The sequence below is a fragment of the Gammaproteobacteria bacterium genome, from assembly GCA_036383255.1.
In the GTDB taxonomy this organism is placed as follows: Bacteria; Pseudomonadota; Gammaproteobacteria; order Natronospirales; family REEB76; genus DASUBN01.
In genome coordinates this window covers 18,492-36,874 of sequence record DASVOS010000006.1, presented here as the reverse complement: position 1 = coordinate 36,874, position 18,383 = coordinate 18,492, and the positions used below count along the sequence as shown (strand labels likewise).

The following is an 18,383-nucleotide window of genomic DNA, read 5'->3' as shown; positions in this document are numbered from 1 at the left end:
TACTGCATCAATGGACATGGAATCCCTGAAACTCTTCGCCGAGGTGGCGCGGCGCGGCAGCTTCGCCACCGTGGCTCGCGACCACAACCTCGACCCTTCCACGGTGTCGCGCCTGATGGCCACGCTCGAGACCGAGCTCGGGGCGCGGCTCTTCCAGCGCAGCACCCGGCGCGTGGCGCTCACGGAGGCGGGCGAACTCTTCCTGGCGAAGGTCGAGCCGCTGGTGACGGAACTGGAAGGCGCCCTCGACGAGGCGCGCAAGGTCTCGGCCGAGCCCGCCGGCACGCTGCGGCTCACCGCCTCGGTGACCTTCGGGCAACTCTGCATCGTGCCGCTGCTGCCGGAGTTCAGGCGGCGCCATCCCGGCGTGAAGCTGGATTGCGTCTTCACGGACGAGAACCTGGACCTCGTGGCGGACCGGATCGACCTCGCGATCCGGCTCGCGCCGACGGTGGAAGGAGACCTCGTCGCCAGCCGGCTCATGGACACGCCTTACAGGGTCGTGGCGAGCCCGGCCTATCTGAAATCGGCCCCTCCGCTGCGCTCGCCGGCGGACCTCGCCGGCCATGCGTGCCTGCTGCCGCCCTACCAGGTGTTCCGCCCCAACTGGCTGTTCAAGGACGCGCAGGGCCGCGTCACCGAAGTGCCGGTGCGGGGCGACGTGACGCTCTCCACCTTCACCGCGCTGCGGGATCTCTCGGTGCTCGGTCTCGGCCCCTGCCTGCTGCCGTATTGGCTGGTGGAAGGCCTGCTGCGTGACGGCGTGCTGGTGGACCTGTTCCCCGGCTACGCCGTGACCGCGACGACCTTCGACACCGCCGCCTGGATCGTCTATCCGAGCCGCGCTTACCTGCCGAACAAGGTGCGGGTGATGGTGGATTTCCTGAAGGAGCGTTTCGCCGCCTGACGCGCGAATCGGCCGCTTGATGGCCTGACTTGGCTGCGCATCGAGATATGTCTGGGACACGATATTTCACGATTGCGGTACGATTCGTCTGCAATTTCCCACGAAACCAAGGGCTGCGCCTCCGACATGGCTCCATGAGACACCAGTTATCCGGCATCTTCTCGGTACGGGACTGGAAGACCCGTCTCATCTTCTGGTCCGGGGCACTGGCGGTGGGCATCACCGCCGCCTTGTTCGCCATGACCAGCAGCCGCGTCATGGACCTGCACGCGCGCATCATCGCGCGGTCGCCCTGGTGGAGCCTGCTGCTGTCCCCGCTGGTAATGATCGCCGTGGTGTTCTGCACCCGGCGCCTGTTCGCGGGCACGGAAGGCAGCGGCATACCCCAGGCCATCGCCGCACTGCGCAGCGAGAACGCCGGCGAACGGCGGCGCCTGCTGTCGCTGCGCATCGCGGCGGGGAAGCTGCTGCTCACGCTGATGGGGTTCCTGGCCGGCGCCTCGATCGGACGCGAAGGGCCCACCGTGCACATCGGCGCCTCGATCATGTACTCGCTGGGCCGGTTCACCCAGTTCCCGCGTCACTACGTCCGCCACGGCCTGATCATGGTGGGCGGCGCCGCAGGCATCGCCGCCGCGTTCAACACGCCAGTGGCCGGCATCATCTTCGCCATCGAGGAGATGGCCAGGTTCTACGAGGAGCGGGCCACCGGCCTGCTGCTGGTGGCGGTCATCATCGCCGGCCTGGCGGCGCTCGGCTTGCTCGGCAACTACACCTATTTCGGCGAGAGCAGCGCCTCCCTGGCCGGGCTGCATTCCTGGATAGCGGTGCCCATGTGCGGGGTCATCGGCGGCCTGCTGGGCGGCGCGTTCTCGCGGATCCTGCTGGAAGGGATGAAGCGGCTGCGCCCGGCGATGGCCCGGCATTGGTTCGCCATCGCCGCCGTCTGCGGCCTCCTGATCGCGGTGATCGGCCTGCTGTCGCACGGCACCTCCTACGGTACAGGCTACGAAGAGGCCCGGCGCATCCTGCAGGGCCAGGCCGACCCGGACTGGACCTTCCCGTTCTACAAGATCGGCGCGACAATCAGCTCTTACTTCAGCGGGGCGCCGGGCGGCATCTTCTCGCCGTCCCTCTCGATCGGCGCCGGGCTGGGCGGCGACCTCGCCAGCCTGATGCCCTACGTGCCCGTGAGCGCGGTGGTGCTGCTCGGCATGGTCGGGTACTTCACCGGCGTGGTGCAGACCCCGCTCACGGCCTCGGTCATCGTCATGGAGATGGTGGATGACCGCAGCATGGTGTTCCCCATCATCACGACGGCGGTCATCGCGCTCGGCGCATCGAAGCTCCTCTGCCGGCACCCGATCTACTGGGCGCTGGCGGACGAGTTCCTGGCCGACAAGCCGGAAGGCAGCGGCCGCACGCGCCGGCCGAAGCAAGGACAGTGACGACGATGCGAAGGATGCATCGATAATCAAGAGGGAGACATGATGCCGAAGACCCAACTCGAGAACCATGCGCGCATCCTGTTGTGGCGCTCCAGCCTCCACAAGTTCCTGCACGGGAGCAAGGCGATCCTGAAGCGCCACGGCGTGAGCAGCCGGGGCTACCACGGCATGCTGGAACTCTGGGCCGCGCCGAAGGACGATGGGCTGTCCGTCGGCGAGCTGGCGGACCTGCTGCACCTGCGCCACAACTCGGCGGTGGGCGTCGTGGACGTGCTGTGCGCGAAGGGTTTCGCGGTGAGGAGCCGGGGCGACCATGACAAGCGCGTGGTGCACGTGAGGCTGACCGACGAAGGACGCATGGTCCTGGCAGCCCTGGTGGACGACCACCTGCGCGAGCTCGGCAAGATATCGGCGGACCTGCACCAGGTGGTCTGCACCTACCAGACCCACGGCTAGCCCGGGACCCCTGCGCCGGCTGCACGACGGCACTGCCTGATCCCCATGTAATAAACGCCATCCCGGCCGCATCCCTGTCCCATGGACAGACTGCGCGCCGACCTCCTGCTGCTGCTCTCCGCCTTCTTCTGGGGCACCTCCTTCCTGGGCCAGAAGGAAGCGGGCGGCGCGCTGGGGCCCCTGACCGTGGTGGCGCTGCGCTACCTGGTGGCGGGCCTGCTGCTGCTGCCGCTGGCTGTCGCCGAAGCGCGGCGCTCCAGCGCCACCCTGTCGCGGCGCGACTGGCGGCTGGTGGGCTGGATCGGCCTGTGCGCGGTGGGCGGCAACAGCTTCGAGCAATGGGGACTCGCCAGCACCAGCGTCACCAATGCCGGTTTCCTCACGGCGCTCTACGTGGTGTTCGTACCCTTCGCGGTCTGGGGCCTGCGGCGCATGCCGCCCAAGTGGTTCGTGCTGCTCGCCTGCGTGATCTGCCTCGCCGGCGCCTGGCTGCTGACCGCCCACGGGGTCGCCCAGCGCTGGACCCAGGGCGACATCCTGGTGGCGGCGGCGGATGTGTTCTGGGCCTTCAGCATCGCGCTCATCGACCTGTTCCTGACGAGCGGCCGGCCTTTCCTGCTGTGCGTCGCCATCGACGTCATCATCGTGCTGCCGACGCTGGCGGCGGGCCTCTTGTGGGAACCTCTCTCGCTGCCGGACCTCGTGGCGGCCCTGCCCTCCACGCTCTATGCCGGCGCCGCGGCCGGCATCGCCGGCGGGCTGCAGGTGATCGCCCAGAAGCACACGCCGCCCGCGGAAGCGGGGCTCATCATGGCCCTGCAGTGCGTGTTCGCCGCGCTGGCGGGCGCCTTGTTCCTGAACGACATGCTCACACCGGCCGCGGCCGTGGGCTGCGGGCTCATCCTGCTGGCGGTGGTGATGGTGGAAGCCGGGCCGCTGCTGGCCGATACACTGCGGGCGAAGATGCGCAAGCTGAAGATCGAGCCGCGCGGGTTCAAGCGCTCCACATGAAAAAGGCCCGCTCCATCTCTGGAGCGGGCCCGTTCTTCGTCTAAGGCTTACTTCTTGAGCTGGCTAGGCACGAACTGCTCGTCCACCGCCTTGCGCATCAGGTCCGGCGGCAGGAGGCCCTGGGACAGCAGGAAGTCGTTGAACTTCTGCCGGTCGAAGGCCGCGCCGAGCTTGACCTCGGTCTCGCCGCGTAGCTGCATGATGCGCGAGTAGCCGTAGTAGTAGGCGGTGGCCTGGCCCGGCGAGAGGAAGGTGTAGCGGTCCACCTCGGACTTGGCGAAGGCCGGCGACAGGCATACCTCGCGCTGCAGGAACTGGCGCGCCTCTTCCGGCGTCGTCAGCCCCAGGTTCAGCATCGGATCGAGGATGGCGCGGGCCGCCCGCTGCAGGCGCAGCTGCAGGGTGATGAGCTGGCCATCGATGGGCTCGTAAGGCTGCATCTCCGCCTCGGAGTACAGGCCCCAGCCCTCCACGTTCGCGCTGTTGAACGCGAAGATGGCGCGGGCGATGGATACGCCGTGCTCCACCATGGAGGCGAACTGCAGCTCATGGCCGGGCCGCGCCTCGTGGGCGGTGAGGGTCCAGGCCGCCGCGTCGTAGGTGAAGTCGTCGAACTTCTGCGGGGCCTGCCCCTCCTTCGGCGGCAGGTTGAGCGGCAGCACGAACTCGCCGTACTCGCCGGTGTTGCCGATCAGGCGCGGCGGCGTCATGTGCGGAGCCGGCGTCTGGGCGGTCTCCGCGTCCGAGGCCAGGCGGATCGAGGCCTTGCGCTCCGGCAGCGTCACCACGTGCTCCTTGCGGATGATGTCCTCGAGGGTGGCGAGGCGCTTCTGATAGAAGGGCAGGATCGCATCGCCCGTGATCTGGTCCTTCTTCAGCTCACGGATCACGTCGCGGTAGTCGCTGCTCTTGAAGCCCTTCTGCTGCGCCACCAGCGGGGCCAGCGCCTCCATCTGGTGCTGGATCTCGGTGAAGGAGAACTGCGCCATGGCCATGAGCTGCTGGGGCGGGATGTCCACGCCCACCTGCTTCAGGTTGTCGGCGTAGATGGCCGCCGGCAGGCGGTTCTCCTGGCGGGCGCGCGGCAGCACGTTCTTGGTGAGCCAGTCGTTGTAGTCCTGGTTCTGCTTCTCAAGCTTGGCGAGGTCATCCTGCCAGCCCTCCAGGCCGCTCGCCGTGAACAGCTGCCTGAGGCCCTGCATGTACTGGGCGGTGTTGTCCAGGTTCTGCTTCACCTCCTCCACGTAGGGACCCGTGAGCTTCTTGTCGGAGAAGCCCTCGGCGGTGCGCTGCTCGGCCAGCACCGTGAGCGGGGTCACGCCCGGCGCATCGCCGGCGTAGAGCTTGAGGCGCGTGAGCGCCGCCTTCTGGCGCTCCTTCGGCACCTGCTTGTCCAGCAGGAAGCGGATGCCGCTGAACTCGATCTGCGCCACGTCGATGTAGTTCAGCATCAGGTCGTGCTGCAGCTGGTTGCTGTGCTGGTTGTCCTCGGCGGACTGGATCAGTATCTCCAGGTCCTGCTTCACCAGCGGATCGCTGGCCGCCTTGAGGCGCTTCTTCAGTTCCGCCAGCGCGTCAGCGCCGGCCTTCTGGGAGCGCTCGTACACCCCCGGCTTGAGGTCGAAGATCTTGTCATCGAGGCCGTCCACCCCGGTCCGGCCGGCGAACTCGGGGGCGAACTGGGCCGTGACCTTGAGCAGGAGCATGGCGTTCTGGTTGCTCTCCTTGACCCAGGCCGGGCTCTCGGCCTGGACCGCGGTGGCGGCCAGGAGTGCTCCCAGGCCGAGGCCAAGTGCGTGTTTGGTAAGACGTTTCATGCGGACTCCCTTGGGAAGAAGCGTGCGGATGACAAGCCATGAGACCACGGCCGGCTGGCTTGGTGCCCTAAGTCGCGGGGCATTTCATGCGGGGGTTCAGGTGGGGGCGTCGCCCATGTCTGCGTTGGCCGGGGGTGCGGTCTTGTGGATGCGCTTCTGCTCATACATGGCCCGGTCGGCGGCGTTCACCGCGGCCCGCAGGCTCTCCGGGTCGAAGTAGTCCGCGCCGCCCACGCTCACCTCGAGCTTGAGCGGCAGCTGCTTGGCCGAGTACGGCAGCGGCGGGGTGGCGTGCAGCAGCCGGTTCAGGCGCGAGACCACGTTCGCATAGGTGGCGCCCGGCAGGAGCAGCAGGAACTCGTCGCCGCCCCAGCGGTAGAGCTGGTCGCCGGGGCGCAGCCCGCCGCGCAGCACCATCACGAAGTGCTTGAGCAGCTCGTCGCCGGCCTCGTGGCCGTAGCTGTCGTTGACGCGTTTCAGGTTATCCAGGTCGAAGAGGAACACCGAGCCAAACGTGCTGGCGGCGCTCTGCAGGAACACGCCGCGGGTGAAGGCCAGGCGGTTGTACACCCCGGTCAGGGGATCGGTGAGTGACTCGTGCAGCAGCTTCTCGTGCGCCACCGCGAGTTCGGCATGGGCGGCGTTGGTCTCGCGCCGCGCGTCCTCCAGGAGCATCAGCACCATGCCGCAGGCCATGAGGATCTGCAGCAGCGAATCGAGGTAGCCGTTGAAGCGCTCGAACTGGTCCAGGGACAGGCTGAGGAGCTGGGGCAGCAGGTGCTGCTCCTTATATAGGTGCAGGCCGTAGCCCGACCGCAGCAGCGCGTAGACGATGAAGGTGGCGGCGGTGACCTTCGCGCCGAGGGTGCGGCGCATGGGCGGCAGGCTGAGCAGCCGCCAGGCGGCATAGCCGAGCGCCAGCATGCACAGCGCGCTCTGCAGCAGGGCGAGCCGGCTGAGGTCGTCCGCGATCGGCACCGAGGCGAGCGTCGGCAGCAGCACCGCCACCGCGCCCTGTTTCAGGAAGTGCTTGGGCAGCCGGCCGTCGGCGTATTCCAGGGTGCCCGCCAGGAGCAGCAGGAGGAAAACGAGCTTGGCGCACTGGTAGCAGAGCAGCGTGGCGTCGCGCAGCGGTTCCGACTCTGAGCCGTAGAAGCCCACCGCCAGGGACGTGAGCGCGGCCAGGAGCGCGATCCAGCTGAAGGTCCAGAAACGGAAGAAGCGCGAGCGCCGGCCCGCGTGCTGCTTGAGCAGGAAGAAGAACAGCCACAAAAGGGCGCTGACGCCGATCTGCACGCACAGGCCGATCAGCGCGATGAGGCTCCAAAGGTCCTTTTCTGGCACGGTCAGGACAGCCCCCACTCAGGCTGCCGCAAGTATAGGCCCCCTGCCGCGGCCAGGGGCGGCATGACCGCGGTCTATACTTCCGGGCGCCGGTGGGTGGGTTCCGCCGGACATATTTTGCAGGCAAAACGATAAGGGGGCTCCATGACCATGCATATGCAACGGGCCTGGTTGCTGCCGGCCCTGCTGCTTGCTTCCGCCGCGGCCCGGGCCGACGTGGGCGACGACTGGCTCGCCAAGGTGCCGCAGCCTCCCAAGACCCTCGCCGAGGCCCAGGCCCGGTGCGGCGAGAATGCGCCGCGCCCCCGCTCCTGGGACAAGCTCGGCGAGCAGCTGCAGGCCGCTTCCGACAAGCTGGAGCAGGACCTGCGCAAGCGCATGTCCGACCCCAAGGTGCAGCAGGACATGGCGATGCAATCCATGAGCGCCTCCATGGACCCGGCCAGCGCCATGTCCCAGATGCATTACTCCCAGTACCTGGGGGGCCTGGGTCCGCTCATGCCGGACGTGCGCGCCCAGACCCTGCTCGACCCGCCGTTCAAGTCGGCGGAGAGCACGGTGGACGCGGTGCTGGGCGCCGCCAGTGCCAAGCTCAAGAAGTGCCCGATGCAGGACAGCGAGGCTGGGCGCTTCCCCATCGAGAGCTGCCAGAAGCCCATCGACGCGGACAGCACCGCGAAGAAGGACGCGGCCGCGGACCAGTACCTGGCCGCCGTGGCCAAGGCCTGGCCGCAGTTCCTCAAGGACACTCAGGAGTACTTCAGGAAGGCCAGCGCGGTGCCGGACGGGGTGGACCCGAAGAGCTTCAACGTCATGATGCAGCGGGATAACCTGCCGGTGCAGGAACTGGCGGCGGTGAAGCTGGTGTCGCAGCAGTCGGAGCAGGCCTGCAGCAACGCGGTGCAGCTCGCGGCGAAGTTCGTCTATACCGACTATTGAACCTGCAGGCCGCGCGCCAGCGGGCGGGTCAGGAACCCTTGCGGCCGCGCTTGGCGTCGTACATGGCGCGGTCCGCCACGTGCACCGCGGCCTCCAGTTCCTCGACGCTCTTGAAGTCGGCGACGCCGATGCTGGCCTCCACGGTGAAGCTCAGGCCCGTGTCCGGGAAGGCCAGCGGCGGCGCGGCGGCGATCAGCTCGCGCATGCGCTTCTCCACCACCCCCGCCACCGCACGCGGCATCACCAGCAGGAACTCGTCGCCGCCGAGGCGGTAGAGCTTGTCGTTGGAGCGCAGCCCGGCGCGCAGGATGTTGGCGAAGTGCCGGAGCAGGTCGTCGCCGTACTTGTGGCCGTGGCGGTCGTTCACGTCCTTCAGGTTGTCGAGGTCGAACACCGCCAGCGCCCCGAAGCTGCCGCGCGCGTCCTCGAGCCCGGCGCCCTCGTTGAAGGCACGCCGGTTGTAGGCGCCGGTGAGGGAGTCCAGGAACGACTCGCGCAGCAGCTGCTCGTGGGCGATGCGCAGCTCGTTGTGGGCGCTGTCGATCTCGCGCCGCGCGTCCTCGAACAGCACCAGCACCATGCCGAAGGCCAGCAGCATCTCCAGGATCAGGTCGAAGTAGACGTTGCGGCCGCTGAAGAAGCCCCACACCGCGCCGCCGATGCCGAGTTGCGGATAGAAGTGGAAGGTGAAGGCCATCAGGTAGCAGGCCCACAGCACGGTGTTCATCGCCAGCACCGCCGCGGTGGCGCGGGTGCCAAGACTGTGGCGCGCCCGCGGCAGCAGCATGAGGGCCAGGCTGCACCAGCCGAACACCAGCACGTTGGCGAAGGCCTGCCAGAACAGCACGCCGACCGAGTCGCGGGTCATGGCCACCGAGACCAGCGCCGCCCCGCCCGCCATGCCCCACAGGTACTTGATGTAGCCGAGCGGGGGGTCTTGGAGCCCGCCCACGTACAGCAGGGTGCCGCGCAGCAGCAGGATCAGGAACGCGAACTTGCTGAACTGGTATATGAAATAGGTGATGCGCGTGACGATCGCATCCTCGGGCGCCGGCCCTCCCAGCAGGTGCGGCAGCAGGATGTAGCGCAGCACCAGCACCGTGAGCGCCAGCGCCAGCGCGATCCAGGAGTTGCTCCAGGCGTAGAAGTAGGCGCGCCGGTCGGCGTAACGCCGCAGCAACATGAACAACACCACCAGCAGCACCACCGTGGCTGCCTGGCTGATGAGCCCCAGGTACTGGAACAGCACCTGGGTGGATAGCTGCGCGGACGCCATGCTTCCCCTTGAGGGCTCCGGACCGAGGACGTGTTGGGCCCTTCTTGTATCCACGATGATGCGCCGGGGGGCGGCCCCGCCTCAAGGCCGCTGGTCGCCACGGGCATGCCGCTCGGCCAGCACCTGCCGTGCTTCAAGGGGTAGATGCACCACCGTCCCCGGCAGGTTCCCGGCCTCTGCGTCCCTGGAGAGCCGGCCCGGGCCCATGCGCAGGTCCGCGTCTCACCCACTGGACAGGCGAGGGCCCCGACCGGCACACTGCGCCCGGATTCAGCAACAAGCCTCCGGCCGGAACCCCGCGGAAGACGGGCAGGCGGAGACCGGGAGACGTGATGGCGATCGCCACCATGGTGGACCCGCGCGTGCCTAGCCGCGATGTCGGCCGGCACGTGCAGGCGGAACTGACGAACCTGCTCTTCCACAACACCCGCGGGATGCATCTCGCCGGGTTCGCTGTCTCGCTCCTGCTCGTCATCAGCTTCCGCGATACCGCGCTCGCCGGACGCCTGCTCGGCCTGTGGCTCGCCTACATGACCGCGGTGGAGGCCGGCCGCGGCCTGCTGAGCCGCCGCTTCCGCCACAGCGCCATCGCGCTCGGCGACAGCCGCGCCTGGCGCCGCCGCTTCCTCGCCGGCAACCTCGCCTCGGCACTGGGCTGGGGCGCGGCCGCCGCGTTCCTCTTCCCGCACGGCGACGTGGCGCACCAGCTGTTCCTCACCATGGTGGTGCTGGGCGCCTGCGCCGTGACCATGCCCGCGCTCGCCGCGAACCTCGGCTGCTACCTCATGTTCCTGCTGGTCTCGGCGCTGCCGCTGGCGGCGCACCTCGTGGCCGAGGGCGGCGAGATCCAGCTCACTGCCGGCATCATGTCCTGCGTGGGCATCGTGCTCCTGGCGCGCATGGCCTTCGGCACCCACAAGCGCATGGTGGAGCAGCTCAACATCCGCTTCGCGGTGGCCGACATCGCCGAGGAGCTGCGCAACGAGATGGCGGACCGGCGCCGCGCCGAGGAGCAGCTCACCCAGCTCGCCAACTACGACCCCCTCACGGGCCTCGCCAACCGCACCCTCTGCGAGCACAAGCTCGGCCGCGCCATCGTGCGCGCCCGCAACGGCGGCGTGCAGCTGGCGGTGCTGTTCGTGGACCTGGACCGCTTCAAGACCATCAACGACTCGCTCGGCCACAACATAGGCGACGAGGTCCTGAAGCGCGTGGCGCAGCGCCTGCAGCGCTCGGTGACCGAGCGCGACACCGTGGCGCGCCTCTCGGGCGACGAGTTCATCATGCTCATCGAGGACGCCGAGGACCGCGAGGACCTCAACGTGCTCTCGGAGCGCATCCTGCGCGTGATCGGCAAGCCCATGCTGCTCGGCGAGACGGAGCTGCGCATCACCGCCAGCGTCGGCATCACGCTGCTGGCCGAGGACAGCCCGGACGTGAAGAGCCTCCTGGCCAACGCCGATACCGCGCTCTACCGCGCCAAGAAGCTCGGCCGCAACTGCGCCGAGTTCTTCACCCCCGACATGCACGTGGCCGCGCTGCAGCGCCTGAAGCGCGAGGTGGAGCTCCGGAAGGCGCTGCGCCGCGACGAGCTCAAGCTGCACTACCAGCCCTTGTTCGACCTGCCCACCGGCCGGCTGATGGGCGTGGAGGCGCTGGTGCGCTGGCAGAGCCATGAGTTCGGCCTGGTGCCGCCCTCGGAGTTCATCCCGCTCGCCGAGGAGACCGGCCTCATCATCCCCATCGGCGAGTGGGTGCTGCGCGAGGCCTGCCGCCAGGCGGTGCGCTGGCGCGCCATCACCGGCGAGCACTTCCACATGGCGGTGAACCTCTCGGCACGGCAGTTCACCCAGCCGGACCTCGCCGGCAGCATCGGCCGCATCCTGGGCGAGACCGGGCTGCCGCCCTCGGCGCTGCTCCTGGAGATCACGGAGAGCGTGACGCTCGGCAACGAGGACGGCAACATGGCGGAGCTGCGCAAGCTGCGCGGCCTCGGCATCCGCCTGGCGCTCGACGACTTCGGCACCGGCAACTCCTCGCTCGGCTACCTGAAGCGCTTCCCCATCGAGGTGCTCAAGCTCGACCAGAGCTTCGTGCGCGACGTGGCGCACAACCCGCAGGACGCGGCGGTGGCGCGCGCCACCATACGCCTCGCCAACACCCTGGGCCTGCACGTGGTGGCCGAGGGCGTGGAGAACGAGGCCCAGCTCGCATGGCTGCAGGGCGAGAGCTGCGCGTTCATCCAGGGCTACCTGCTCAGCGAGCCCCTGGACGGCGACGCCTGCGAACAGCTGCTGCACCGCGGCATGCGCGCCGCGTTCCTGAACGCGACCAAATCCCTGAACTGACGGGCCTGCGGGCCCTTTCTGCTAACATCGGGACTCGTCCCCGGCGCGGTCCCGCATGGAACTCCTGCTCCGATACCTGTCCGATTACGGCTACCCGACGCTGTTCCTGGTGGTGCTTCTGGAGAGCTTCGGCATCCCCGGCCCCGGCCAGGCGCTGCTCATCGCCGCCGCGCTGCTGGCGGCCCACGGCAAGCTCAACATCGTGGCGGTGCTCGTCACCGCCGTCACCGCCACCACCCTCGGCGGCTGCATCGGCTACTGGATCGGCACCCGCGGCGGGCGGCGCCTGATCCTGCGCTTCGGCCGCTACGTGCGCATCGGCGAGCCGGAGCTCATGAAGCTGGAACGCTCCTTCGACCGCTACGGCTTCTGGTTCGTGCTGTCCGCGCGCTTCTTCGAGGTGCTGCGCCAGATCCAGGGCATCGTGGCAGGCATCGTGGAGATGCCGTTCCGCCGCTTCTTCGCGGCGAACCTCCTGGGCGGCCTGCTGTGGTCCTGCACCTGGGGACTCGGCAGCTGGCGGCTGGGCCGCCAGATCCAGAGCTACGACGACCTCACCGAGAAGGCCGGCATCCTGTTCGTGGCGATGCTGGTCCTGGTGCTGCTGGTGCTGCTCGGCATGTACCTCAAGCACCGCTGGAAGAACCAGAGCGGCCGCTGAGACGATGCGGACGCCTGGTGTTCCGGGCTATACTTCGTGAAAACGTACTCCAGGGGTTTTCGCCATGAAAAGAGTCCTGTTCCTGTCGCTTCTCCTCGCGCTCGCCGCCTGCGGCAAGACCCCCGACAAGGTGGTGGCCGTGGATGCCAGCCAGAGCGCCGACGTGCAGGCCCTGGTGAAGGACGCCACCAAGCAGCTCGTCACCGCCTGCACCGGCCTCAACCAGTATTCCTACGACCTCCTGAAGAAGACCTGGACCGCATCGGTCGCGAACAACGCCGGCAACTCCTTCAACTACCGCACCGAGAAGTGGGGCTGGAACAAGTGGGTCGAGATCCAGGTGCAGGTCTCGCCCAAGGCCAAGGACCTGCCCAAGGAGTGGCAGGCCCAGGGCAAGATCCTGGTGTACGACCTGGGCGGCGGGAAGACCCCGGGCATCGCGAGCCGCGACAAGCTCTCGCAGCGCATGTGCGGCAGCATGGCGATCAGCAACGACCCCGAGGACCCGTACTCCTACCTCGGCTGGCCTGACCTCTCGAGCCTCGACAAATTGCCGTAAGCGGCCCGTCGCATGGCCAAAGGAAGCCGAAGGGGCGACCCTTCGGCTTCTTACTTTTGGGCCGCCGCGTTAACCTATCCCCATGAACGAGACCCCCGCAAAGGCCAAGCCCGCCCGACGCCTGCTCTCCTCCGGCATCCCGGGGGCGGACTACGGCGTGTTCCTGCTGGCCACCCCCGTGATCGGCGCCATCGGCATCCTGATCACGGCTTTCGCCAGCTACTCCCTCACGGGCTTCATATGGCTGGTGGCGCTCACCTTCGTCGTCACCGCCATCATGGCGGTGCTGGAGATCGTGCAGGCTCCGGCAGCCTGGGACCCGGATCCGCCGACCAGGGCCATCGCCCGCTGGGCCGCGCTCCTCAGCTTCGCCTGGCCAGTGGGCTACCCGCTCTATCTCAAGGAGCGCAAGCGCTGGAAGCTGGATGACTGGATGAAGGCCGCGCTGGCCGTGGACGCATTGTTCGTGGCGGCGGCGGTGGCCGGCGCCGTGGTGACTGTCACGGGCTACGCCAAGGCGCCGCCGAGCGCCGAGCAGAAGCAGGCGGAACCGGCGCTGCTCACCTCCGACCCGCACTGGATCCCGGACCCTGACGACATCTACATCGTGAAGACCGGGCACCTGGACAACTGCCCGCGCCGCACCCTCGACCAGGAGGTGAGCGGCTACTTCGAGTCGCCGCGCTGGGACGCCGGCGCCACCAGCGACGGGACCGACTTCGTGAACGTGAGCGGCATCCTCACCTACCAGGACCGGCCGGCGGTGGCGGTGCTGCAGTTCGTGATGTACAAGGACAAGAGCGGCTTCAGGCCCCACCTCTTCACCATCAACGGCGTGCCGCAGCCGCTGTATGTCACGGCGTTTACCCTCGCACAGATGTGCGAGATGTAATGAGAAGGTCTATTTTGCCCTCTGGCGTTGTTGCAGCCGGCCTCGCAATCCTCACGTACTGGAATGTACGCTTCGGCTGCTCGGCCGTCTGCGCCTAGCCATAGGCCAAAATAGCCCTTCTCGCCGTTCTTTCAGAATGGCGATTCTCGAACATCAAAATCTCTGGGATTACTTGAGGTTGCTGGCCAGGAGCTTCCTGGCTTCGCGCATGCGCCGCTTGATGTTGGCGAGGTAAGCGTCCTTCGCCACGTCCGCCTTGGCCATGGTGCGCGCGTGGTAGGGGCCGCGATTGTAGCAGATCACGCTGCGGTCCCAGTCCGGCATCGCCTGCATGCAGTAGGCGAGGTAGCGGGCGGCGATGCGGATGTTGAAGGCGTCGTCGTGCTGCAGCTTCTTGGCCGCCACCGGCTTGCCGTTCATGAGCAGCGCGGTCTGCTGGCGCACCTGGCCGCAGCCGTAGGAATGCTTGTCCAGGCCCTTCTTGTGGTGGCACAGGCTGGATTCCTGGGCGAGCACCGCGGTCAGGGTGTGGGGGAAGTCGTACTCATCCGGCAGCGGGTCGGCGTAATAGCTGGTGCCCACCACGGAGGCATAGAGCAGTGCCCAGTTCTGCTGGCGCGTGAGGCCGTTGCCGGCCTCGGCCGTGGAGGCCGCCAGCAGTCCAGCCAGCCCGAAGGCCGCGATCAAGGTACGCATCCCGCTCAAATCCATCTCCTGCCCTACAGTTTGAAACGCATTCCCGGCGCTTCAGGTGACATATTTTACCCGGTCATTATTTGGTCATACAACCCGCCGGCGGCGGCGCCACAGCCTGTATAACAAGTAGCCGATACCCGCCAGGACCAGTATCGCCGCCGCCCCCATCGCCTCCAGCATGTGGATGGAGTTCACGATGAAGAAGCCGTCCCGGCTGGACTGGAAGCCGTTGAAGCCTTCCAGCGCCGCCGGCAGCGCCATGATCTCGGCCTTGCCGAGCTGCAGCGCATGCTCGTCCGGGTGGTGGGTCGACTGCCAGTCGTAGAGGTTCCCGCCGCGGTCTTCTTCTATGTGGCCGCCGAGCACGTAGCTCACCGGCCTGTCCCGCACGAAATCCGCCACCCGCCGCGCGCTCGCGCGGTATGCGTCAATATCGTCAACTAAGAGTCGTGCCGCCATCAGGAAATCCCCCGAAAACAGCAGGCCGGTTTCCCGGTCGTAGAAGACAACATGCGCGGGGTTGTGTCCCGGCGCCGGCAGCACGTCCACCGTGCGCGCGCCGAGGTCGAGGTCCGCGGCCCCTTGCGGCCATTCGCCGAAGCCGAAGAACTTCCGCACGCTGTCGAGGTGCGCGTCCACCAGCGTGACGCCGGGGACGTGGTCGAACTGCGGATCGCCGGCGCGGTGGTCCAAGTGGGTATGGCTGTGCACGACCGTGAGCGGCATGCGCTCGCCTTTCGCCGTGGGCAGGAGCGCCAGCACCGTGTCCTTCAAGGGCATGAGCCTGGGGTCGGCCACGTCGCCGGTGTCGATGAGCAGCGCCTGCCGGTCCCCTATCAGGAGATAGATGAAAGGCGCTTCCCAGGTGGAACAGAGATCCTCACGCAATATGTAAGTGCGCGGGTCGTAACGGTAGACTTCCAGGGGCGGATGGTTTCCGGCCTTGCAGTCCTCAGCCCCCGCATCCCAATGGGCATCGAGGGCCGGAACATTCTTCTCATCCGCGGCCGCAGGGAGGGCCATGCCGGCGAGCATCAGCACGAGCAAAAGGCTTCGCATGGTGTCCCCTCGAGACGATCTCAGCGCAGCTGGCTGTCCTTGCTGCCGCGGCGATTGTAGAGGCTATGCTGCTTCATTTCCTTGTCCGCCTCGGTCTGGCAGGCGACGCACAGGCGCACGCCGGGCAACGCCTGGCGGCGCGCCTCGGGGATCTCCGCGCCGCACTCCTCGCAGTTCTTCAGGCTCGGGCCCTTGGGCAGGTGCCGGCGCGCGGCCTTCACCGCGTCGTCGATGCTGGCGTCGATCTGCTCCTGCACCGCGCCGTCTTTCGCCCAACCTGTGGCCATGTCCGCTCCTCACTACACCGCGTCATTATGCGCCCTATGTAATATTGGGCCAAAATCCCCAATCTCCAGTCAGGCGCCGGCGCAACCGCGTGCCACGGCCGGGGTCAAGGCCCTGCTGATATGCTTTTGCACCGCCACGCCAGTGCGCGTGGGCCAGGGAATTTCCAGATGAAAGGGGGGGACTCATGAAGGTCTACAACGCCGCCGGTTACGCGCTCATCCTCGCCTATGCGCTGAGCTGCCTGTATCTCGCGCCGCCGCATCTCGGCCCCTGGGCCGGCTTGGGGATAGGCGCAGCTTACTTCCTGGTCTGCTGGTTCATGGGCGGGCTCTACCTGTCTTCCGTGATCCACATGGGGATCGCCCACCGGGCACTCGACTATCAGGAATGGTTCGTCAAGGCGCTCACTGTGGTGAACAACACCTTCGGGGTCTACATCGATCCCGTCAGCTGGGTGAACCGGCACCGGCTGCACCACAAGTTCGCCGACCATCCTGGCGATCCCAACAAGCTCGCCTCCGATGGCTTCTGGCGGACGCTGTATCTCTGCCTGCTGCCTTACAAATGCGAAGCCAACATGGCGACCGACGCCATCTTCGGTTCCTGGCCGTTCCGGCTGGTCTCGAACCCCGTGTTCATGGTGGCGGCCCAGGCCTTCAACTTCTGGCTGCTGTGGCTGCTGGTGGGCGACTGGCGCTTCGCGGCCGCGATGTGGGTGGTGTTCCGCATCTGGGCGCTGTGGATCAACATGATCCAGAACTACTGGACCCATGAGCGCCGGTTCGGCTACCGGCGCTACGACGACGGGGACAACGCGATGAACATCGGCGAATGGCTGCCGGTCACCGCCACCTTCAGCGCCTGCCTGCAGAACAACCACCACCATTCCCCAGGCCTCTTGCGCCTGAGCCACGATGAGTCGGAGTACGACTTCGGGTTCATGACCGTCAAGGCCATGAAGGCCTTGGGCCTGGTGCGGGCGACGCCCAAGGGCGCGACGCTGCCCAACGACGTGCCGCTGGAGTCCCTGGGCTTCTAGCGCCGTTTCCTGCGGGTGAAGGGATACCAGGTCTGGCTCCAGAAGCCGGCCGGGATGGGCTCGTTGGAGAGTCCGTAGGTGTGCGGCCAGATGTCCGCCGGATAGTAATAGGTGCCGAACAGCCGGTCGATCCACGGGAAGTGGATCGCGAAATTCTTGTCGATCGCCTCCTTCTGGGAGGTGTGGTGCCAGTGGTGGAATCTCGGGAAGATGAGGTAGGGCTCCAGCCACTTGATGCTCGGGCCGAAGTTCGTGTGCGCCCAGGTGGCGTGGATGGTCACGAACAAGAGGTAGGCCACGATGATGTCCTGGGAGAACATGAACATCATCGGGATGAGCATCAGGCCCCGGATCAGCAGGTCGTCCACCAGGTGGGCGCGTGAGCCCGCGATCCAGTCCAGCGCCTTGGAGGAGTGGTGCACGGCGTGGAAGCGCCACAGCCACGGCACCCGGTGCAGGGCCCGGTGGATCCAGTACTCGGCCACGTCCGCCACCAGCACCGCCAGCAGGAACTGCACCAGCCAGGGCAGGCTGCCCGTAGCAGCCAGCAGGCGCGCGTTTCCCAGGAGGCCCGTGAGCTGGGTCGCGGGCAGCAGGATCAGGAACGAGGTGACCCGGATGGGCAGGTGGGTGAACAGGAAATACTCCACGTCCAGCAGCCACTCGGGGCGGAACACGCCCTGCTTGGGGTAAGCCGGCCACAGCACTTCGATGGGCGAGAAGATCAGCGTCATCAGCAGGAGGTCGAGCAGGAACCAGTCCAGGCCGATGGCCGGGCCGTCGTGCAGCTGCTCGTTGATCGGCACGCTGGCGCCTCCCAGCAGGGTCGCGCCCAGGGCGAAAAGCATCCCGGTCAGGCCCAGCAGCTTCTTCCGGCGCAGGAACGCGGAGATGACGCCGAAGGCGATCGCCGCCACGATCACGCCCTGGATCAGCATCCGCATGAGCGGCATCGGGTAGTGGACGCGCAGGTCGGGAGATGACAGGAGCTGCGGGAAGTGCAGGCACACCACCGCGCCGAAGGCGAGCACGCCGAAGAAGGCTGACAGGACGCCGCTCCACCAGCCGGTGCCGAAGCCGGTGGGATCTTCGTCGCCGAAGATCGCGTGTATCTTCTGTTCCAGCATGGCTACCCCTTCCCGATGGACCCCATCGGGGTGGAAGGAATGTAGCACTAAGCCGGCGAGGACGGGACCTGGGAAGCCCCGTCCTCCTGGGCTACTCGGCCGCCTTCTTCACGCCTTCCAGGACCTGCTTCCAGTTGTCCTCGGAGTGCCGCTTCGCCTCCTCGCTGGCGTTGTGGTCCTGGGTCAGGGTGAGCAGCGTGCCTTCCCCGTCGGGCTTGAGCGAATAGGAGACGGTCTTGTAGTTCTCGGGCTTGTCGGGCGAGCCTTCGAGGCTGCTCCAGAAACTGTGCACCAGACGCGCGTTCGGCACGTATTCCAGCACGCGTCCCTTGTCCTCGTACTCCTTGCCCTTCCAGTTGCCCTTGAACGCGATAGGGCTGCCGGGCTTCCAATCGGTCTCGACCTGGGTACCGAACAGGAACTTCTTGATCTCCTCCGGCTCCGTGAGGGTGGCCCACACCCGGCTGGCGGGTGCATCGATGTGGATGGACGTCTTCACCACGTGGTCTTTCATCT

Annotated in this window: 18 protein-coding genes; 10 read left to right on the top strand and 8 right to left on the bottom strand. The window is 67.2% G+C overall.

Annotation, left to right across the window (positions count from 1 at the left end; translation table 11 throughout):
* The first annotated feature begins 16 nt into the window (after positions 1-16).
* The 4 genes from VF651_03825 to VF651_03810 all read left to right on the top strand — a co-directional run bounded on the left by VF651_03825 (position 17) and on the right by VF651_03810 (position 3,822).
* The gene (locus VF651_03825) at positions 17-907 is read left to right on the top strand and encodes a LysR family transcriptional regulator (GenBank protein ID HEX7964826.1); all 891 of its coding nucleotides are present in this window, start codon (positions 17-19) and stop codon (positions 905-907) included.
* A gap of 134 nt (positions 908-1,041) precedes the next feature.
* Positions 1,042-2,355: a chloride channel protein gene (locus VF651_03820; protein ID HEX7964825.1), complete on the top strand. Its 1,314-nt coding sequence runs from the start codon at positions 1,042-1,044 to the stop codon at positions 2,353-2,355.
* A gap of 39 nt (positions 2,356-2,394) precedes the next feature.
* A complete protein-coding gene (locus VF651_03815; protein HEX7964824.1) occupies positions 2,395-2,811 on the top strand; it encodes a MarR family transcriptional regulator in 417 nt (138 codons plus the stop codon).
* 81 nt (positions 2,812-2,892) lie between these two features.
* Positions 2,893-3,822, top strand: coding sequence for a DMT family transporter (locus VF651_03810; GenBank protein HEX7964823.1), 930 nt, complete (start codon positions 2,893-2,895; stop codon positions 3,820-3,822).
* Positions 3,823-3,869: 47 nt separating this feature from the next.
* Here the strand turns inward: VF651_03810 and VF651_03805 are convergent, their stop codons facing one another.
* Positions 3,870-5,639, bottom strand: coding sequence for a DUF885 domain-containing protein (locus tag VF651_03805; GenBank protein ID HEX7964822.1), 1,770 nt, complete (start codon positions 5,637-5,639; stop codon positions 3,870-3,872).
* A gap of 96 nt (positions 5,640-5,735) precedes the next feature.
* A complete protein-coding gene (locus tag VF651_03800; protein HEX7964821.1) occupies positions 5,736-6,983 on the bottom strand; it encodes a GGDEF domain-containing protein in 1,248 nt (415 codons plus the stop codon).
* Between the two features lie 144 nt (positions 6,984-7,127).
* Between VF651_03800 and VF651_03795 the strand changes: the two genes are divergently transcribed.
* Complete coding sequence (locus VF651_03795) at positions 7,128-7,922, top strand: hypothetical protein (protein HEX7964820.1); 795 nt, start codon at positions 7,128-7,130, stop codon at positions 7,920-7,922.
* Between the two features lie 28 nt (positions 7,923-7,950).
* Here VF651_03795 and VF651_03790 read toward each other — a convergent pair whose 3' ends face one another.
* Positions 7,951-9,198: a GGDEF domain-containing protein gene (locus tag VF651_03790; GenBank protein HEX7964819.1), complete on the bottom strand. Its 1,248-nt coding sequence runs from the start codon at positions 9,196-9,198 to the stop codon at positions 7,951-7,953.
* A 332-nt stretch (positions 9,199-9,530) separates the two neighbouring features.
* Between VF651_03790 and VF651_03785 the strand changes: the two genes are divergently transcribed.
* From VF651_03785 to VF651_03770, 4 genes are all read left to right on the top strand, one after another.
* Positions 9,531-11,546 carry an EAL domain-containing protein gene (locus VF651_03785; protein HEX7964818.1) on the top strand — a complete coding sequence of 672 codons (2,016 nt, stop codon included), beginning with the start codon at positions 9,531-9,533 and terminating at the stop codon, positions 11,544-11,546.
* 55 nt (positions 11,547-11,601) lie between these two features.
* The gene (locus VF651_03780; protein HEX7964817.1) at positions 11,602-12,207 is read left to right on the top strand and encodes a DedA family protein; all 606 of its coding nucleotides are present in this window, start codon (positions 11,602-11,604) and stop codon (positions 12,205-12,207) included.
* 64 nt (positions 12,208-12,271) lie between these two features.
* Positions 12,272-12,766 carry a hypothetical protein gene (locus VF651_03775; GenBank protein ID HEX7964816.1) on the top strand — a complete coding sequence of 165 codons (495 nt, stop codon included), beginning with the start codon at positions 12,272-12,274 and terminating at the stop codon, positions 12,764-12,766.
* Between the two features lie 82 nt (positions 12,767-12,848).
* Positions 12,849-13,658 (top strand): hypothetical protein, encoded by an 810-nt coding sequence (locus VF651_03770; GenBank protein ID HEX7964815.1) that lies wholly within the window; start codon positions 12,849-12,851, stop codon positions 13,656-13,658.
* A gap of 168 nt (positions 13,659-13,826) precedes the next feature.
* Here the strand turns inward: VF651_03770 and VF651_03765 are convergent, their stop codons facing one another.
* From VF651_03765 to VF651_03755, 3 genes are all read right to left on the bottom strand, one after another.
* On the bottom strand, positions 13,827-14,354 hold the full coding sequence (locus VF651_03765) for a lytic transglycosylase domain-containing protein (protein HEX7964814.1): 528 nt from the start codon (positions 14,352-14,354) through the stop codon (positions 13,827-13,829).
* An 84-nt stretch (positions 14,355-14,438) separates the two neighbouring features.
* The gene (locus VF651_03760) at positions 14,439-15,413 is read right to left on the bottom strand and encodes an MBL fold metallo-hydrolase (protein HEX7964813.1); all 975 of its coding nucleotides are present in this window, start codon (positions 15,411-15,413) and stop codon (positions 14,439-14,441) included.
* A 20-nt stretch (positions 15,414-15,433) separates the two neighbouring features.
* Complete coding sequence (locus VF651_03755) at positions 15,434-15,700, bottom strand: DksA/TraR family C4-type zinc finger protein (GenBank protein ID HEX7964812.1); 267 nt, start codon at positions 15,698-15,700, stop codon at positions 15,434-15,436.
* Between the two features lie 185 nt (positions 15,701-15,885).
* On the opposite strand from VF651_03755, the gene VF651_03750 reads away from it, so the two are divergent.
* Entirely contained in the window at positions 15,886-16,740 is an 855-nt protein-coding gene (locus VF651_03750) for a fatty acid desaturase (GenBank protein HEX7964811.1), read from the top strand.
* On the opposite strand, the gene VF651_03745 is transcribed toward VF651_03750, so the two are convergent.
* Entirely contained in the window at positions 16,737-17,867 is a 1,131-nt protein-coding gene (locus VF651_03745) for a sterol desaturase family protein (protein ID HEX7964810.1), read from the bottom strand. The genes VF651_03750 and VF651_03745 overlap by 4 nt on opposite strands.
* Before the next feature lie 91 nt (positions 17,868-17,958).
* Positions 17,959-18,381: an SRPBCC family protein gene (locus VF651_03740; protein ID HEX7964809.1), complete on the bottom strand. Its 423-nt coding sequence runs from the start codon at positions 18,379-18,381 to the stop codon at positions 17,959-17,961.
* Positions 18,382-18,383 lie beyond the last annotated feature (2 nt).

Bases quoted from the DNA above. Each gene is read 5' to 3' on its own strand.
- VF651_03825 (HEX7964826.1), top strand. From the start codon at position 17: ATGGAATCCCTGAAACTCTTCGCCGAGGTGGCGCGGCGCGGCAGCTTC.
- VF651_03820 (HEX7964825.1), top strand. From the start codon at position 1,042: ATGAGACACCAGTTATCCGGCATCTTCTCGGTACGGGACTGGAAGACC.
- VF651_03815 (HEX7964824.1), top strand. From the start codon at position 2,395: ATGATGCCGAAGACCCAACTCGAGAACCATGCGCGCATCCTGTTGTGG.
- VF651_03810 (HEX7964823.1), top strand. From the start codon at position 2,893: ATGGACAGACTGCGCGCCGACCTCCTGCTGCTGCTCTCCGCCTTCTTC.
- VF651_03805 (HEX7964822.1), bottom strand. From the start codon at position 5,639: ATGAAACGTCTTACCAAACACGCACTTGGCCTCGGCCTGGGAGCACTC.
- VF651_03795 (HEX7964820.1), top strand. From the start codon at position 7,128: ATGACCATGCATATGCAACGGGCCTGGTTGCTGCCGGCCCTGCTGCTT.
- VF651_03790 (HEX7964819.1), bottom strand. From the start codon at position 9,198: ATGGCGTCCGCGCAGCTATCCACCCAGGTGCTGTTCCAGTACCTGGGG.
- VF651_03785 (HEX7964818.1), top strand. From the start codon at position 9,531: ATGGCGATCGCCACCATGGTGGACCCGCGCGTGCCTAGCCGCGATGTC.
- VF651_03780 (HEX7964817.1), top strand. From the start codon at position 11,602: ATGGAACTCCTGCTCCGATACCTGTCCGATTACGGCTACCCGACGCTG.
- VF651_03775 (HEX7964816.1), top strand. From the start codon at position 12,272: ATGAAAAGAGTCCTGTTCCTGTCGCTTCTCCTCGCGCTCGCCGCCTGC.
- VF651_03770 (HEX7964815.1), top strand. From the start codon at position 12,849: ATGAACGAGACCCCCGCAAAGGCCAAGCCCGCCCGACGCCTGCTCTCC.
- VF651_03765 (HEX7964814.1), bottom strand. From the start codon at position 14,354: ATGCGTACCTTGATCGCGGCCTTCGGGCTGGCTGGACTGCTGGCGGCC.
- VF651_03760 (HEX7964813.1), bottom strand. From the start codon at position 15,413: ATGCGAAGCCTTTTGCTCGTGCTGATGCTCGCCGGCATGGCCCTCCCT.
- VF651_03755 (HEX7964812.1), bottom strand. From the start codon at position 15,700: ATGGCCACAGGTTGGGCGAAAGACGGCGCGGTGCAGGAGCAGATCGAC.
- VF651_03750 (HEX7964811.1), top strand. From the start codon at position 15,886: ATGAAGGTCTACAACGCCGCCGGTTACGCGCTCATCCTCGCCTATGCG.
- VF651_03745 (HEX7964810.1), bottom strand. From the start codon at position 17,867: ATGCTGGAACAGAAGATACACGCGATCTTCGGCGACGAAGATCCCACC.
- VF651_03740 (HEX7964809.1), bottom strand. From the start codon at position 18,381: ATGAAAGACCACGTGGTGAAGACGTCCATCCACATCGATGCACCCGCC.